Origin of the sequence: Porphyromonas sp. COT-052 OH4946 (assembly GCF_000765965.1) — a bacterium.
Classification (GTDB): Bacteria; Bacteroidota; Bacteroidia; order Bacteroidales; family Porphyromonadaceae; genus Porphyromonas; species Porphyromonas gulae.
This window is the reverse complement of the sequence record NZ_JQZY01000014.1, coordinates 225750-242711: the sequence shown is the minus strand read 5'-3', so window position 1 is coordinate 242711 and position 16962 is coordinate 225750. Positions and strand designations below refer to the sequence as shown.

Sequence of the window (16962 nt, the reverse complement as noted above, 5' to 3'; positions counted from 1 at the left end):
TCGTATGCTACTTTGCTTAGAGGTTTTTCAAGAATTCATCGAAAACGAACATCGTATCTACCGGACCACCGCATGCTTCGGGATGGAACTGTGCAGAGAAGAAAGGCTTGCTCTTGTGGCGGATGCCTTCGTTCGTGCCATCGTTCAGGTTGATATAAAGTTCCTCCCAATCACTTCCGAGGGATGCCGGATCTACTGCAAATCCATGATTTTGGCTCGTGATATAACACTTATTGGTGCCCACCTCACGTACCGGCTGGTTGTGACTGCGGTGTCCGTACTTGAGTTTGAAGATACTTGCGCCGGCAGCTTTCGACAAAAGCTGATTGCCCATGCAAATACCGCAGATAGGTTTGTCGCCGGCCACTGCCCGACGAATGTGTTCCACTGTGACACCGCACATATTGGGGTCGCCCGGGCCGTTGCTGATGAAGAGACCATCGTATGCTATCTGATGAAAGTCGTAATCCCAAGGTACACGGAAAAGCGTTATATCATCACGGAGAAGCGAGCGAATAATGTTGTCCTTCACGCCACAATCGACGAGTACCACCTTTTTGCTTCCGGAACCGTATGTGATCACTTCGCGACAAGAAGCTTCTGCAACCTGATTGACTGTGTAAGGATCGGCGAAGTCGATGTCTTCGCCTCCTTCGAGAATGATCTTTCCTTTCATCGAACCGTGTTCGCGGAGATGCTTGGCCAATGCTCTCGTGTCGATCCCCGTCAGACCGAATACCTGCTCACGCTTGAGCCAATCGCCAAGGCTTTCGACAGCATTCCAGTGGCTATAAGAATGGGAATAGTCGGACACAACGATTCCTTCCATGTGTATTCTGTCGCTTTCCATAAAGCAAGACACGCCGTTTGGCTCGACTGCTTTCGGCGGAACACCGTAATTGCCCACCAAAGGATAGGTCATAACCATGATTTGTCCGCGATAACTCGGATCAGTCAGACTCTCCACATAGCCGGTCATAGCCGTATTGAAAACGACCTCTCCGGCCACAGCTCGTTCGCAACCGAAAGAATAGCCTTCGAAACGGCTACCATCGTCCAATATCAATGTCGCTTTTCTTTGCTCTCTCATACGTTCTTAATACTCTTTCGATTCTGGAAATAATTATTTGCCATAGTCCTCTTCCATGTAGCTGATGAAAGCTTCATTTACCAAATGGGCCCCTCCGGGTGTCGGATAATCGCCGGAGAAATACCAGTCTCCCGGATGATTCGGTATCGCCTGATGCAAGCCTTCCAAACTTTGATATACGATCTCCACCTTGGCACGCACACCTTCCGGCTTCAATAGCTCTACCATCTTGGCAGAAATCTCCTCGGCGGTGAAAGGCTTATAGATAGTCTTAACGACATTCTCGACCTCTTGTCCGAAGCTCAACTTGCGAAGCTCCAACGCTTTTGCATAGGCATCGTGCAACACTTGCTCCATACCACGCTCCTGAAGCAGTGCCACAGCAGAGCGGAAAGCGACGAATTCGCGCATCTTACGCATATCGATACCATAATAGTCCGGATAACGAATCTGCGGAGAGCTGGAAACAATGACGATCTTCTTGGGTTGCAACCTGTCCATGATACCGATGATGCTCTGCCGCAGAGTAGTCCCACGGACGATACTGTCATCGATCACGACCAAATTGTCTACGCCGGCCTGCACCGTGCCATAGGTAATATCATAGACATGAGCCGCCAAATCGTTGCGGCTATTGCCTTCCGTGATAAAAGTTCTGAGCTTGATGTCTTTGATCGCCACCTTCTCCGACCGAACCTTTCGCCCCAAAATCTCACGCAACTTGGCTTCGCTCATATTCGGATTCTCACGAATCTCTCTAATCTTGCACTCATCCAAATAGTGATCGATGCCCTCCAGCATACCGTAATATGCCACTTCGGCCGTATTCGGGATGAATGAAAAGACGGTATGGGGGATGTCGTAATCGATCGCTCGGAGGATACGTTCCGAAAGCAGATAGCCCAGAGCCTTTCTCTCACGATATATATCCTGATCGCTGCCACGAGAGAAATAAATACGCTCGAACGAACAAGCCTGATAATTCTTGGGTTCCAAGATACGCTCGATACGAGGCTCTCCCTTGCTATTGACAAAGATAGCTTCTCCGGGCATCAACTCCCGAACGGCCTCTGCCGGCAGATTCATCACAGTTTGGATAACGGGACGCTCCGAAGCCGTGACCACGATCTCATCGTCTATATAATAGAATGCAGGTCGGATGCCCCAAGGATCGCGCACGGCATAGCTCTCTCCGCTTCCGGTGAGGCCACACATGACATATCCGCCATCCCAGAAGGGACTACACTTCTTGAGCACATTGGACAAATCGATACGCTCTTCTATAAAATGCGTGATGTCCATTCCTTTCAGATTCTGTTCTTTCCCGATACGGAACAAACGCTCTACCTCGCGATCCAGACGATGACCGATTTGCTCCAGCAGGATATGCGTATCGGACATATTGCGCGGATGCTGTCCGACAGAGGTAATTTCGTCGAAGATGCCATCCACATTGGTCAGATTGAAATTGCCGCAAATGGACAAGCACTTGGCACGCCAGTTGCTGCGGCGTATCATCGGATGGACGAAAGTCAGACCGCTCTTTCCGGTAGTGCTGTAGCGCAAGTGTCCCATGTAGCACTCTCCGGCATACGGTATCTGAGAGGCAGCAAATTCGGCATCGCCCAGCTCTTCTCGAGAATAAGCCTGAAAATCCTTGTGTACCGAGTCGAATATCTCCGAGATGGCATTTGCCCCAAGTGCTCTTTCTCTGAAGAGGTATTCTTCTCCGGGACGGCTGTTGAGCTTCACCACAGCGAGCCCGGCACCTTCCTGACCTCGATTGTGCTGCTTCTCCATCAGGAGGTATAGCTTGTTCAGGCCATACATCCATGTGCCATACTTATCGTGATAATAACTCAGCGGTTTGCGCAATCGCACCATGGCGATACCGCATTCATGTTTCAGAGGTTCCATCTTGTTTGTTCTATATGAGAAAATTGGCAACAGCCATACCTACCCATATCGTAAGTCATGATCTCTGTTGCCAATTCCATATCGTTCTGTCTATTTTCTCTTTTGTTGTTGGCGTCGCATCGCTTCCTGCTGCCGCTGTGCCTCTTCGAGTCTTGCCATCCATTTCGATTTCTTTCGTGGCTTCGTCTTGTTCGCTTCCAACTTAGCCATCAGCTTCTCTTCGTTGATGATAAAACGTGAAGACATGTACTGGATGACAGTAATAATAGAAGAGAGGAAATAATAGTAGCAAAGCCCCGATGCATTCTGATTGAAGAAGAACAGGAACATCACCGTAGTGATATAAGGCATCCATTTGAGCATAGCCATACCCTCCTGTCCCGTATCCGACTGATTCATCGTATAGCGGATATAGAGGATATTGGAAATGGACATGAGCAGACAGAAGAGACTGACATGATTGCCATAGAACTGAGACAACAAAGGAATATCGGCTGTCCAGCTGAAAATAGCATCATAGGAGGAGAGGTCTTCCGCCCAGAGGAAACTCTGCTGACGAATGTCGATAGTCGTAGGGAAATACATGTACATGGCTATGAGGAAGGGGAACTGCAAGAGCATAGGCAAGCACCCACTCATCGGACCTGCACCGGCCGCACGATAGAGATTCATGGTAGCAGTCTGCCGCTTCATCATGGATTCCTGATCCTTGCCCGGGTACTTGGCATTGATCTCTTGTACCTGCGGGCGGAGCAATCGCATTTTGGCAGAAGAGAGATACCCCTTATAAGCGAGAGGAGAGATGAGGAGTTTGATCCCCAGCGTGAGCAAAAGAATGATCAGCCCCCAGTTGCTAAAATACTGCTGCAGGAATGTGGAGGCCGGAATGATCATATAACGATTGATCCATCGGAAGATACTGGCACCCAAGTAAACCAAGTGATCGAGATCGAGGTTGTCCTCGGCTTTCATCCCTTTGTCGTAAGCGCGTAGCATATTGTATTTGAGCGGGCCGAAGAAGAAAGTGAATCTGGCTTTTGTTCCCGGGCGAACATCCAACGGGAAAGTAGCGGACATGGTACAATCCTTCAGATAGTCGGACTCGGCTGCTGCCGTCTTCTGCGCCAGCTTATTGTTTTCGAAGTATCCATCGCTCACCAAAACAGAGGCGAAGAACTTATCCTTGAAAGACACCCAGTGCAACGGTTCCTCCAAAGTCTTCTTGTCTTCCTGCTTACTGTCGCTCAGACGATCCACCTCATCGCCCGAATACTTATAATAAATAGAGGTATATTGATTCTCAAACTTCCATGATTTCTCCTGACGGCGAATGCGCTGCGACCATTCTATGTCCTGCATCGTCATATTGGCAGGGAAAAGCGATTGCAAGTTCTGTCCGCTTACTGTCATCCGCAAACGGTAGTCATCCGGAAGGAGGACGTAGGCCAAATCAAGGTAGGAAGCACTGTCCACGGCCAGACGCATCACAACGGAGGAATCCGTTCGGCTGACGGGACAAAAGTACAGATCGCGTGTATCGACCAGCCTGTTGTCCACGGTTCGCAGAGGCAGGTTGAAATCCGACTCTCCTTCTCGGAAAAGATAGAGAGGCTTGCCATCGTGCGTTTTATAGTCCCGAAGCAAAACTTCCCGGATAGCTCCCCCCTTGGTACTGAGCTTGAGAGCGATCTTGCCGTTGGCCAGCTCCACCTGCTCCTCTGCACCGGCTGTCGCGGCTGCCAATAGTCCATACTGATTATATCCGGCTGCCTGTTTGATCGAATCGGGCGTGGCCCCCTGGGTTCGGGCTGCAAGGAGTTCGGCTTCGGCTTTCGCTATGGAATCCTGCCGAGCTGCTTCTATCGCAGCCTTACGCTGCGCTTCTATTTCCTGCGGATCGGGACGATTGAGCCATGAAAACCCAAAGATCACCAGTCCGATCAGAACTAAACCTATAACTGTATTTTTATCCATATATTTTCGTTGCGTAGGGATTCTTCGGCACCGACATCGGCACCCCTATCTTGTTGCCTGTTCGCTACGGTATGTCAGAGGGGAGGAAAAATTTCACACCCCCCCAAAGAACCGACAGGCAAAGCAATTATTCTTTATCTTTTTTTCTCGTTTTGATTGCCTCACGGATGAAAGCCATGAACAAGGGGTTGGGATTGACCACCGTACTATTGTATTCGGGATGGAACTGTACCCCCACGAACCAGCGGCAGGCAGGCACTTCCACGGCTTCTACCAAGCCCGTCTCCGGATTCTCTCCCACACATTGCATACCGGCTTTTTCGAAAGCTTCGCGATACTGGCTGTTGAATTCGAAGCGATGGCGATGGCGTTCGCGCACGAATTCCTTGTCATAGGCAGCAGCCAATTTCGATCCTTTGCGCAGAGCACAGTCGTATGCGCCCAAACGCATGGAGCCACCCATATCCGTAACCGTCTTCTGTTCGTCCATCAGGTCGATGACCTTGTGCTCGATATTGGATTCGATCTCCGTCGTATTGGCGTCCTTGAAGCCCAGTACATTGCGAGCATATTCGATCACCATACACTGCATACCCAGACAGATCCCCAGCGTGGGCAGATCGTTCTCACGCGCATATTTCAGTGCTATGAGCTTGCCTTCGACCCCTCTGGAACCGAATCCGGGGGCGATCACGATGCCGTCCATATCTTTCAGGGTCTCGGCCACGTTAGCCTCCGTCACCTTTTCGCTGTGAACGGATATGAGGTTCAGCTTCTTCCTATTATATATAGCCGCCTGCATCAGCGATTCGTCTATGGACTTGTACGCATCCTGAAGCTCCACATACTTACCCACCAAAGCGATCGTAACCGTTTCTTGGGCCGTATGCTTCATTTCCAAAAATTCGTGCCACTGACGCATCTCGGGGACAGGGCCCACTTGCAGCCCCACCTTCCGAAGTACTGTCTCGTCCATGTGCTGCTGCTGCAAAACCAGGGGCACCTCATAGATAGTAGGCACGTCCACGCTCTGTACCACCGAATCGGGAGCCACGTTGCAGAAGAGGGCAACCTTTTTCAAAATATCGGGCTGAAGCTCATGCTCCGTCCTCAAGACAAGGATGTCAGGCTGAATACCCACTTCCTGCAGCTGCTTCACAGAGTGCTGAGTCGGCTTGGTCTTCACCTCACCGGCAGCAGCGATATAGGGTACATAGGTCAAGTGAACGCAGAGGCAATTCTGCCCCAACTCCCACTTGAGCTGGCGCACGCTTTCAAGGAAAGGCAGGGACTCGATGTCCCCTACCGTACCGCCTATCTCCGTGATCACAAAGTCGTACTGACTCTTTTGTCCCAGAAGTTTGACGTTGCGCTTGATCTCATCCGTAATATGAGGCACCACTTGCACGGTCTTGCCCAAGTACTCGCCCTTGCGTTCCTTGCGGATTACGTTCTGATAGATCCTGCCTGTCGTGATATTATTGGCACGAGTAGTGGGCGTATTGAGGAAACGCTCATAGTGGCCGAGATCCAAATCGGCCTCATGCCCGTCTTCGGTGACATAGCATTCGCCGTGCTCATAGGGGTTGAGCGTACCGGGATCGATATTGATATAGGGGTCGAACTTCTGAAGAGCTACGTTGAAACCGCGAGCTTGGAGGAGTTTGCCGAGAGATGCTGCTACGATGCCTTTTCCAAGAGAGGAAACCACACCACCGGTCACGAAGATATACTTAGTATCTGCCATAGCGCGAAAAGATAGTATTGTTAATACTTTGATCGATAAATCAGGGGTACGAAAGCTACCCCGAACGGACCAGCCTCCTTCGATTCGTGCGCAAATATACAAAAAGAACGCCTGCTAAAAGAGGCAAATACGACAGCTCTTGCCCGATGCCGGTGCATCAAAATGAGAAATGAGGCATCCGACGAACGGCGATAAGGCTATCCGAGGCAAACTTACACGTCAGCTTTTTCCGTATATTTGGTTCCTAAATCGGATTTTGGTGGTAGCATGATGGCGGAAGGCTGACGTTCTTTTTTCTCGCGAGTATCGGGGAGCTTGTGTCGGATTTCTATCGTTGAGTTACTCCTCTCACATGTGAACAGGACTACAGGATGCAGTCCACCCAACCTTTGGGCAATCAAAAAACATACGATACATGAAAATCCTGACAACAAATCGTTTCTTGCTGTTTTTCTTCTTGCTTACTGCCATTCCCGTTTTTGGACAGGAGCAAGAAGTCTACTACCCGAAGTCTGTGGATTTTCCTGTCGATGCCACTTTGGAGCAGAAGGTGGAGATGGCGGCAAGGGTTGTCCCCACACTGCAACAGTTGGCTTGGCAGAAGATGGAGCTGACTGCATTTCTGCATTTCGGTATCAATACTTTTACAGACCGTGAGTGGGGTGATGGGAAAGAAGATCCTGCGCTCTTCAATCCGGTGGAGCTGGATGCTCGGCAATGGGTGCGAACGCTGCGCGAAGCAGGCTTTCGCATGGTAATCCTTACGGCTAAGCATCACGATGGTTTTTGTCTCTGGCCTACAGCCACCACGCACCACTCGGTGGCTTCATCTCCGTGGCGAGAGGGCAAAGGCGATGTGGTGAAAGAAGTCCGAGCTGCGTGCGAAGAGTATGGTATGAAGTTCGGCGTTTATCTGTCTCCTTGGGATCGCAATGCAGAGTGCTATGGCGATTCGCCCCGTTACAATCGGTTTTTTGTCAGTCAGCTCACCGAGCTGCTCACCCACTATGGGGAGGTACACGAAGTTTGGTTCGATGGAGCCAATGGCGAAGGCCCCAACGGCAAGCGGCAGGAATATGATTGGGAAGCATTCTACGACACTATCCGCCGACTGCAACCCCAAGCCGTTATGGCTATCATGGGAGACGATGTGCGATGGGTGGGCAATGAGCGTGGACTGGGGCGAACCACCGAATGGAGTGCCACAGTGCTTACGCCGGGTATTTATTCCCGTTCGGAGGCAGAACGCAGTCGCCTGGGGATTCGGGAGAACTCTCCGGATCTGGGCAGCCGAGAGGTGCTGAAAGACGCTGCCGAACTCTTTTGGTATCCGTCCGAAGTGGACGTTTCGATCCGTCCGGGTTGGTTTTACCATGCTGCGGAGGACAAGAAGGTCAAGTCGTTGGACAAGTTGGTGGATATTTACTTCCGGTCCGTAGGTTATAATTCGGTACTCCTGCTCAATGTGCCACCCGATAGGCGAGGCCTGATTCACGAAGCCGATGCCTCGCGACTGAAGGAGTGGGCTGACTATCTCGGTCAGGCCTTTGCTCATGACCGGGTAGCGGATTCGGCCCGCTATGCCGTTATTCAAGAGCATGCCATCGAGGAATATGCACTCGAGTCGAAGGCACGCATCAATATACTGATGCTCCAAGAGGATATTACCAAGGGGCAGCGAACCGAGGCTTTCGCTGTGGAGGCATGGGTGGATGGAGCATGGCAGGAGATCGGCCGTGGTACGACCATCGGCTATAAGCGACTTCTTCGCATTCCTGCGGTAGAGACGGATCGGATACGGGTGCGTATAGAACAGTGTCGTCTGCCGGTCAATCTGTGTCGCGTAGCTACGTATTATGCCGAGCCACCGGAGCAGGCCGTTGCCGATGAGTCGTGGAACGATATTCCTCGTGCGGACTGGAAGCAACTTTCGGACGATCCATTGACTATCGATTTGGGTCGGGAGGTCGTGTTGCGCGCTTTTACTTATGCGCCGTATAAAGCCGAAGCCAAGCCTACGACAGCTGTCCGCTATCGGCTGGCTGTGAGTGAGGATGGCGTGCAGTGGCGAGAGATCCCGACTATGGGAGAGTTTGCCAATGTGATCAATAATCCTGTACCTCAAACCGTGGATCTGAATCAGACCGTCAGGGCACGTTTCATCCGCTTGGATGCTACTACCGCATCGGGAGATAAGGCCGTGATCACGATGCAGGAGATCGGCGTAACTGTGGAATAGAGGCACTCAAGTCTCCGAGAACGTCGGTAAATTGTGGTTATCTTTGACAGCTGTTTGGATTCGGGCAGTTCGGAGTCGGCAGTATAATGTCTCCCGTAACGAGGAATACCTCCCTTTTGCTCTTGATGAATTGCCGCATTGCGGATGAATACATATTTCGATAACGCCACCACTTCTTATCCTAAGCCCGATGCCATGCGTCAGGCTTTGGCACATTTCTACGATGTGCCGGTGGGGAGTTATGGCCGTAGCCGCGACAGTGAGACTCTGCGCGTTACTTCGGAAGTAGAAGAGTTGCGCGATGCTTTGGCCGATCTGATCGGTGTATCAGAGCCGGCTCATATCTGTTTTGCGGACAATGCCACTACAAGTATCAATACCATCCTGCAAGGCTCCTTGCAGGATGGCTGTAGCGTGCTGGTCAGCCCGATGGAGCACAATGCTGTGATGCGTCCGCTCCAATGTCTGGCTGATACCGTCGGCATAAAGATTGCCCTGATGCCTTCGATGCCTGACGGACGAGTCGATACCGATCGGCTGGTCGATGCCATTCCTGCAGATACGGCTCTTGCTGTGGTCAATCTGGAGAGCAATGTCAATGGGCAGGTTCAGCCCATAGAGGAGATAGCCCGTTTGCTCACACAGGAGCGTGGCATCCCTATCTTGGCCGATGCTACACAGTACCTCGGAGCTTCACGACTCAAAGCTGATGAACTGGGATTGGCCTACGTGGCTTTTACGGGTCACAAAGGACTTTTGGGGCCTTCGGGTACGGGCGGATTCTATATCCGTGATCCACGAAGCGTCCGCCCTCTGACCACAGGTGGCAATGGCTTGCATTCGGCTGACTGGACAGTGAGAGAGGAGATGCCTGAGCGGTTTATGGCCGGTACGGTCAATGTGCTTGGGCTTACCGCTTTGCTGGCTTCCGTTCGCCAACTTCCACCCTTTCGTATCGGTCGGGACGCGTGGAGACAGTGTATGCAGCAGATGGAGCGGTTCCCGGGACTGCGGGTGTATGCTGCTGCCAACCCGATCGAGCAGGGCTATCTATGCTCGCTGACGCATGACCGGCTGACGCCTGCACGTATAGGCGATGCGCTGTACGAAGCATTCGGCATCGTCACTCGCACGGGGATTCACTGCGCACCATTGGCGCATCGGTCGATCGGTACCTTTGCTACCGGAACGGTACGTTTGTCGCTCTCTCCCTATCACGAAGAGGCTGATCTGGAGTATCTCCTAAATGCTTTGAGCCATGTCTTACGAAGCTGACAGTCGTTTTTTCCTCTTCTCTACCACTCGCGATTTCATTCGGGCTATGAAGGCTGCCGAGCAAGCCGAACTGACTCATCGCGTTATCGCGGTTCCCACTCATTTGAGTGCCGAATGTGGGATGTGTCTGCACATTTCGTCGGCTCAAGAGGAATTGCTCGAAACTATTTTGAAACGAATTTCCATTCCATATACTATAGGAATATGAACCAATCTTCCTTCGATCTGCTCTCTACGGTCGAGTACGGTGGCTGTTCGGCTAAGCTGGATCCGGCCAAACTGAGCGAACTCCTGCGCGATATACCCTTGCCGGTGGATAGCCGTATCATGGTGGATGTGAGTACGCACGACGATGCCGGTGTGTACCGGCTCAATGACGATACCGCCCTGATCGTAACCACGGATTTCTTCCCGCCGGTTTGCTCCGATCCTTATATCTTCGGTCGCATAGCTGCTGCCAATGCTCTCTCGGATGTGTATGCCATGGGAGGGCGACCACTGTTGGCACTCAATCTGACCATGTTCCCTTCCGAAGGGATTCCCGTAGAGGTTTTGGCCGATATTCTCCGTGGAGGACAGCAGGCGATAGACGAGAGTGGTGCTTTTACGATGGGAGGGCATACGATAGACGATCCCATACCGAAGTACGGACTGGCCGTTACGGGCACAGTGCATCCGGAGCATTTGGTCACGAATGCCGGTGTACGTGCAGGGCAATGTCTCGTCCTGACGAAACCGCTGGGGACAGGCGTAGCGATGGCGGCCCACCGTTTGGAGCTGATCGGCAGTGAAGCCTATGCAGCTGCCATCGGGCAGATGTGTCTGCTCAATAGAGCAGGGGCAGAGTTGATGCAGAAATACGGGATAAGGGGTGCCACCGATATTACAGGCTTCGGTTTGCTCGGACATGCCAAGGGGCTGGCAGAGGCTTCGGGCGTATGCTTACATATCGACAGCCGATCGGTACCGGCTTTGCCGGAGTGCCTCATTCTGTTGAGGGATGGTTGCATACCCGGTGCTGCCTTCCGCAATCTTCGCTTCGTGGGGGATATGCTTCGGGCGGATTGTCCCACAGAGCACAAAATGCTTTTGGCTGATGCACAGACATCGGGCGGATTGCTGATGGCCGTCGATGCCGATCGGGCGGAAGATCTCGTGGCGGATTTCCATCGGACAGGTCTGCATCCTTTTGCTGCCATTATCGGTTATGCCACCGATGCGGAGGAAGCCGCAAAACTGATCGTAACTTAAATCATATAGAATAAAGAGATGAAAAAATCATTACTCATGCTTTTGCTCTCTGCTGCGGCTCTGTCCTCCCTCGAGGCACAGACGATACAGCAGATGAAGGCCGGAGGCCCGTGGCCGGTGCGTACTGCTTTTAAGACGGATACCGTGGGGATGAACGGCTCCAAGTATAATCCTGCCGATTTGCTACGTCAAGTTTACGATGCGACGGATCAAGATCTGTGCAACGTGTCGGCCGACAAGAACGGACGTATCGCCGCAAGAAAAGCCGGATCCAAGACAGAACGCTCGGAAATGTCGGTCTATACCTTTGCCCTCACGGCAGAACATTTTGCAAAGGGTGATATAGAGGTATTCGGACAGGGGCGAATGTCTCTTTGGTTGGACGACAAGCAGATAGGGATAGCTGACAGTCCGGATCCCAAGGGCGACTCGACGCTGCGTTTCTCTGCATCCCTTTCGCTGGTTCCCGGCACACATCGTTTGCTGCTCAAGAGCCTGCTTCTCGAAGGCGATACCACTGCTACGGATGTGCGCGTAGTCCTAAAACCGAAGACCGCTCGCGATTCGTCGGCTCTCTATCCCAACTATACGGGTAAGGAGCGACTGAGCCTCAAACACATGATGAGCGGCACATTTCTATCGGGAGGGAGTCTCTCTCCAACGGGCAAGTATGTACTTACTTCTTATCGGGTAAGCAGGGATAATAAGCCTGCTGTAACCTATAACCAGCTGCGCGATGCCAAAGGAAATATCCTGCTCAATCTGAACGAAAAAGAGGCCCTTGGTTGGATGCCGCATGAAGATATGCTGATGGTGATTCGCAAGGAAGGAAATGCGAAGCGTTTGGTGGCTTTCGATCCGATGGGGAAAGGTGAAAAAACCTTGGTGTCCAATCTACCCGAATCGCAGTTCAGGATGTCGCCCGATGCGCGCTATTATCTTTTCTACAAACAAGAGAAAGGCCCCGGAAAAGATCCTCTCTTTATCCGTCATCTGGATCCGGACGACAGACAGTCGGATTGGCGGGATCGTTCGCAGATCTATCTATTGAATGCTGAGAGCGGTGTGTACGGTCCGCTGACATTCGGCTATTCTACCACCTATATATATGATATTGCACCGGATAGTAAGCGTGCTCTGATCGGTACGCTCTCCACGGACTGGACGCGCCGTCCTTTCCGCTTTGCCACTATCATGGAGTACAATATGGAGACGGGCAAGGCGGATACGCTTATCACTCGCGATCCTTCCATCGACGCAATCCAGTATACACCCGACGGCAAACATCTGATCGTAATGGGTTCGGCAGATGCTTTCGGCAATATAGGACTGAACCTGAAATCGGGAGTCACTCCCAATTCTTACGACAAGCAATTCTTCCTGTTCGATCTCTCCACACGGAAAGCAACAGCCTTGACCAAGAATTTCAACCCCAGTGTATCGGCAGGGAGATTCGACAAAAAAAACAACTACTATTACTTCAGGGCTGAAAACGGATCGCGCAAGCAGCTCTATCGGTTGGATCTGAAAACCCTTGAGATCAGTCAGATTCAGACCGGAGAGGATGTAGTACAATGGTTCGGTGTGGCAGCTGATAATGGTGCTGTCTGGTACAGCGGCCAGAGTGCCAACAATGCTGACAGACTCTATCGGCTCGATGGGACCAAAGGAAAACTCGTATGGGATCTGTCCGCCGAGAAGTTGGCCAATATCGATTTCACACCGGCACGCGACTGGAACTATACGGCTCCGGATGGCACAGTCGTAGAGGGTTGGTACTACCTGCCTCCGCAATTCGATCCTTCCAAGAAATATCCTATGCTGGTCTATTACTATGGAGGAACCAGCCCGATCAATAGGACACTGGAAGGACACTACTCGCTGGCGATGTATGCTGCTCAGGGCTACGTAGTCTATACGCTCAATCCCAGCGGTACTACCGGCTATGGACAGGAGTATGCAGCTCGTCACGTCAATGCCTGGGGCGATCGGACAGCCGATGAGATCATCGGGGCAACAAAAGAGTTTATCCGCACGCATAGCTTTGTCAATGGTAAGAAGGTCGGTTGCTTCGGAGCCAGTTATGGAGGCTTCATGACACAGTATCTTCAGACGAAGACCGATATTTTTGCCGCAGCAGTCAGCCATGCGGGTATCAGCTCGATCAGCAACTATTGGGGGAGCGGATATTGGGGAATGGGTTACAGCACTGTGGCCAGTACCGATAGCTATCCTTGGAACAATCCGGATCTGTATGCCGGACACAGTCCTCTCTTCAGGGCAGACAAGATCCATACTCCGCTCTTGCTCCTGCACGGCTCTGTGGATACGAATGTGCCTACGGCGGAGAGTGTGAATCTGTACAATGCTCTGAAGATACTCGGACGCGAGGTAGAGTTTATCGAATTTACCGAGCAGGATCATTTCATCCTCGAACCGGAGCGACGCATTCGCTGGACGAACAGTATCTGTGCTTGGTTTGCCCGTTGGCTGCAGGACGATCCCACCTGGTGGAACGAACTCTATCCTCCTGTGAATCTCTAAGGCGAAAGCATTGTATCGCCTGCTAACAACCGAATAGAACAGGGGCTGTGCTGAGGATAAAACCTCGACACAGCCCCTGCGCTATTCGGGAAAACCCGAAAGAAGTCTTTACGCTTCTACGGCTTTCCTCTCTCCAAGCTTTTTACTTGATGGAAGCCTGATAAACGTCTTCGATAGACGCTTCCAACATAGCGTTGAACTCGGCGTCGGTCTGCTGGGCGGAGAGACCTTCGACCAAAGCGCGAGAGAACGAAGCGATAACGCCATGGTTGCGGCTGAGCAACTCATTGGCTTGCTCACGGGAATAACCACCCGAAAGCGCTACTACGCGCAGCATCATCGGGTGTTCGATGATTTCCTTGTAGAAGTTGTCCACTGTCGGGATCGTAATCTTGAGCATCACAGGCTCCGTCATCTTGTCCAACTGTGCCAGCAGTTCTCGCTTGAGGATCTCTTCTGCCTTAGCCTTTTCGGGGCAGTGGATGTCTACCTCCGGTTCGAGGATAGGCACTAAGCCATGAGAAAGAATCTCTTTTCCCCATTGGAATTGCTGCTCTACGATGTCGCGAATGCCCTGCTCGTTGGCCTGCTTGATCACACTACGCATCTTGGTGCCGAAAACGTGGTATCCGACAGCTTCTTCACAGAGCTTACCGAGTTCGGGGAACGGCTTCATCAGCTGTACGCCGTTGGCTTCGTCCTGAAGCCCTTTGTCCACTTTCAGGAAGGGGACGATGTGTCTTTTCTCCCAAAGGAAGTCTGCGGTAGGCATTCCTTCGATCTTGCCGCGCATGGTACGTTCGAAGAGAATCACACCGATGATCTTGCCCGTAGCGAAAGCCGGAGAAGTAATCATCCGAGTACGCATTTGGTGAATGAGATCGAACATCTCCTCTTCGGACTGATATGCATCGGGTTGGATACCGTATGCCTTCAGAGCTTTAGGGGTCGAGCCACCACTCTGATCCAATGCTCCTACAAAGCCGGGAGCCTGACGCATCTGCTGCAATTGTTCTTTGTTCATTGCTTGTCTATTTTAATAAGATTAGCGAAATAGCTTGTGGTTTTTCTTGTTTTCCTCAAAGGTAGAGATTATTTGTGAGAGGGGACGGTTCGCACATGAATAATTGATTCGGAGGAAGGGATCTTGAGGGCTAAAGGTCTGAGGAAAATCAGCCTTCTCGAATATCTACTCATGATTGCTGCTTCGGAGAGGTCTCTTAGCAAGGATAAATGCTTGAAAGGCTGATACTGACAAATGCGATGATCTCACTGATTAACAACGCGCATCAAAGTATCGGATACACTATATCTCGTACCCGAAAGGTTTACACGCCAAAATTTTTGCGCTTGTGGTCGCTGAAAACATGGCGCGAAAACTTTTTGCTTTTGGCGTGGAAAGTGAAAAAATTACGCGCCACAACGAAAAAATTCCGGTGCCACTTTTGGGAAAAACACAGACCGCAATTTTAGCGTTTTGGGTTCGTGTTTTCGAATGAGTGAGTTACGGGTATTGCTCCAAAGGGGTGATGGCGAATCATTGACACGACGTGTCGTGTCCGTCCTGTCCGAGCGTGTGATTCATGAAGGTCTATAAAGAGGTGACACTGTAAGACGGCAATCGGCTGTGTGCGGCGATTTTTTCCGTACACAGCCGACTGCGGATAGATCCCGATCTACAGGTAAACGTGCAAACCGATAGTGAAGTCGAACCGATTGGCTCCCATCTTTTCTTTTGGTTTGGGTGCTGATATGTTCGTCGTCTTTATGTTATCCGGATGGAAAACGCCACCGACCATCATGATCTCTCCCCCGATGCCTAAATGTTTGTTCAGCTTGTATCCTATGTTGAGTGCCGTATTTGCTCCGACTGTGCTGCCGGAGATGTATCCTTCCCTCTTCGGATCGGAAATATCGGTCAGTGTTTGTTTGAAGCCCAAATAACCTAAGCCGAAACTCATCCCAAGCAACCACCGCTCCGAAAGAGCAGTACTCATGCTGAATAAGGGAGCGATATAGTCCAATCGATTGGCGAATCCGGTACCCTGGTATTCGATTTTCTTAGTGATGTCGGCTTCATATCGAGAGGCGATCAGACCGAATCCGTAGAGGTTCCCTTTCGGGTGACATTTATATTGGAGTACGAACGAAAGTCCGTTGCTTAGCTTTTTCTCCAGCTGCTGCTCCGAATAAGACAGCCCTTTTGTCCGATTCGTGATGGTAGAGGGGCCGAAATGGAATGAAAGGTCGTGTACGGGTGCCTTGATCCGAGAGCCGATTTTCCCCCTTTGACCCGAATCGTACAGGAGCGAGTCGGGATAACCTTCTCCCTCGTTCCTCACGACAGAATCTGACAGGAGCATCAGTCCGCCTATCTGATGCATGGAGCTGCCGAAGATAGAGGGTCGTTGGTGATTGATCACGTACAGGATATTGGCACCGCTTTTTCTGGTTTCTTCGCGAGCAATCTGCACGGCCTCCGAGTAGGAGAGACTCCGGGATATGCCGGATTCGGCGATCCTTACTTTCCCTACCAGCTCAGCCTCCGAAGGGGGACGCTTACCGTTTTCGAGTTCGTAGACCGCAATAGGTGTTCCCTCGGGCAAAGGAGGGTACTGTTTGTTCAGCTCGGTGATGATGCGAGGCGCGCAAGAATGCAAGGAAATTAAGAGTACGATGACCGCACTCAGAGAGAATAACTTTTTCATAAGCTGTCTTTTTGTTCAAAGAGTGCACGAAAGTATATAGAATCTCGGCTTGCTTGGCTTGTTTTTGGAGCCAAAAATGCAAAGAAGGGCGAGTTCGCCTTTCCTTGAATGCTTGGCCCAATGTGGATCCATACGTCCAACGGCACCGTTATGGTGTGAGCGAAGGAAACAGATTCGTGCTGTGATATAGGTATTTATATTATCTTTGCGACCAGAT

General features: G+C 51.3%; 12 protein-coding genes. 5 read left to right on the top strand and 7 right to left on the bottom strand.

The window, feature by feature from the left end; all coding sequences use genetic code 11:
* Nucleotides 1–16: 16 nt before the first annotated feature.
* From carA to HQ50_RS06075, 4 genes are all read right to left on the bottom strand, one after another.
* Nucleotides 17–1090: a glutamine-hydrolyzing carbamoyl-phosphate synthase small subunit gene (gene carA / locus HQ50_RS06090; RefSeq protein ID WP_039420461.1), complete on the bottom strand. Its 1074-nt coding sequence runs from the start codon at nucleotides 1088–1090 to the stop codon at nucleotides 17–19.
* Nucleotides 1091–1123: 33 nt separating this feature from the next.
* Nucleotides 1124–3007, bottom strand: a complete 1884-nt coding sequence (locus HQ50_RS06085; RefSeq protein ID WP_039429079.1) for an amidophosphoribosyltransferase — start codon at nucleotides 3005–3007, stop codon at nucleotides 1124–1126.
* Between the two features lie 90 nt (nucleotides 3008–3097).
* Nucleotides 3098–4981, bottom strand: a complete 1884-nt coding sequence (gene yidC / locus HQ50_RS06080; RefSeq protein WP_039429076.1) for a membrane protein insertase YidC — start codon at nucleotides 4979–4981, stop codon at nucleotides 3098–3100.
* Nucleotides 4982–5108: 127 nt separating this feature from the next.
* Complete coding sequence (locus HQ50_RS06075; RefSeq protein ID WP_039429073.1) at nucleotides 5109–6728, bottom strand: CTP synthase; 1620 nt, start codon at nucleotides 6726–6728, stop codon at nucleotides 5109–5111.
* A gap of 415 nt (nucleotides 6729–7143) precedes the next feature.
* Between HQ50_RS06075 and HQ50_RS06070 the strand changes: the two genes are divergently transcribed.
* From HQ50_RS06070 to HQ50_RS06050, 5 genes are all read left to right on the top strand, one after another.
* The gene (locus HQ50_RS06070) at nucleotides 7144–8967 is read left to right on the top strand and encodes an alpha-L-fucosidase (RefSeq protein ID WP_039429071.1); all 1824 of its coding nucleotides are present in this window, start codon (nucleotides 7144–7146) and stop codon (nucleotides 8965–8967) included.
* A 144-nt stretch (nucleotides 8968–9111) separates the two neighbouring features.
* A complete protein-coding gene (locus HQ50_RS06065) occupies nucleotides 9112–10242 on the top strand; it encodes an aminotransferase class V-fold PLP-dependent enzyme (RefSeq protein ID WP_039429068.1) in 1131 nt (376 codons plus the stop codon).
* Nucleotides 10226–10450, top strand: a complete 225-nt coding sequence (locus HQ50_RS06060; protein WP_018965470.1) for a DUF3343 domain-containing protein — start codon at nucleotides 10226–10228, stop codon at nucleotides 10448–10450. Before HQ50_RS06065 ends, HQ50_RS06060 begins: the two co-directional genes overlap by 17 nt.
* Nucleotides 10447–11493, top strand: coding sequence for a selenide, water dikinase SelD (selD, locus tag HQ50_RS06055; protein ID WP_039429065.1), 1047 nt, complete (start codon nucleotides 10447–10449; stop codon nucleotides 11491–11493). Before HQ50_RS06060 ends, selD begins: the two co-directional genes overlap by 4 nt.
* A gap of 18 nt (nucleotides 11494–11511) precedes the next feature.
* Nucleotides 11512–14037, top strand: coding sequence for a prolyl oligopeptidase family serine peptidase (locus HQ50_RS06050; protein ID WP_039429063.1), 2526 nt, complete (start codon nucleotides 11512–11514; stop codon nucleotides 14035–14037).
* Between the two features lie 142 nt (nucleotides 14038–14179).
* On the opposite strand, the gene HQ50_RS06045 is transcribed toward HQ50_RS06050, so the two are convergent.
* The 3 genes from HQ50_RS06045 to HQ50_RS06035 all read right to left on the bottom strand — a co-directional run bounded on the left by HQ50_RS06045 (nucleotide 14180) and on the right by HQ50_RS06035 (nucleotide 16745).
* On the bottom strand, nucleotides 14180–15061 hold the full coding sequence (locus HQ50_RS06045) for a fructose bisphosphate aldolase (RefSeq protein WP_004584745.1): 882 nt from the start codon (nucleotides 15059–15061) through the stop codon (nucleotides 14180–14182).
* 304 nt (nucleotides 15062–15365) lie between these two features.
* On the bottom strand, nucleotides 15366–15458 hold the full coding sequence (locus HQ50_RS12575) for a DUF1661 domain-containing protein (RefSeq protein WP_158487791.1): 93 nt from the start codon (nucleotides 15456–15458) through the stop codon (nucleotides 15366–15368).
* A gap of 255 nt (nucleotides 15459–15713) precedes the next feature.
* Nucleotides 15714–16745, bottom strand: a complete 1032-nt coding sequence (locus tag HQ50_RS06035; protein ID WP_039429060.1) for a hypothetical protein — start codon at nucleotides 16743–16745, stop codon at nucleotides 15714–15716.
* Between the last annotated feature and the right edge of the window lie 217 nt (nucleotides 16746–16962).

What these genes read in the sequence shown, in the direction of transcription:
- HQ50_RS06050 (WP_039429063.1), top strand. Translation starts at nt 11,512, where the DNA reads ATGAAAAAATCATTACTCATGCTTTTGCTCTCTGCTGCGGCTCTGTCC.
- HQ50_RS06075 (WP_039429073.1), bottom strand. Translation starts at nt 6,728, where the DNA reads ATGGCAGATACTAAGTATATCTTCGTGACCGGTGGTGTGGTTTCCTCT.
- carA (WP_039420461.1), bottom strand. Translation starts at nt 1,090, where the DNA reads ATGAGAGAGCAAAGAAAAGCGACATTGATATTGGACGATGGTAGCCGT.
- HQ50_RS06085 (WP_039429079.1), bottom strand. Translation starts at nt 3,007, where the DNA reads ATGGAACCTCTGAAACATGAATGCGGTATCGCCATGGTGCGATTGCGC.
- HQ50_RS06035 (WP_039429060.1), bottom strand. Translation starts at nt 16,745, where the DNA reads ATGAAAAAGTTATTCTCTCTGAGTGCGGTCATCGTACTCTTAATTTCC.
- selD (WP_039429065.1), top strand. Translation starts at nt 10,447, where the DNA reads ATGAACCAATCTTCCTTCGATCTGCTCTCTACGGTCGAGTACGGTGGC.
- HQ50_RS06045 (WP_004584745.1), bottom strand. Translation starts at nt 15,061, where the DNA reads ATGAACAAAGAACAATTGCAGCAGATGCGTCAGGCTCCCGGCTTTGTA.
- HQ50_RS06070 (WP_039429071.1), top strand. Translation starts at nt 7,144, where the DNA reads ATGAAAATCCTGACAACAAATCGTTTCTTGCTGTTTTTCTTCTTGCTT.
- HQ50_RS06060 (WP_018965470.1), top strand. Translation starts at nt 10,226, where the DNA reads ATGTCTTACGAAGCTGACAGTCGTTTTTTCCTCTTCTCTACCACTCGC.
- HQ50_RS06065 (WP_039429068.1), top strand. Translation starts at nt 9,112, where the DNA reads ATGAATACATATTTCGATAACGCCACCACTTCTTATCCTAAGCCCGAT.
- yidC (WP_039429076.1), bottom strand. Translation starts at nt 4,981, where the DNA reads ATGGATAAAAATACAGTTATAGGTTTAGTTCTGATCGGACTGGTGATC.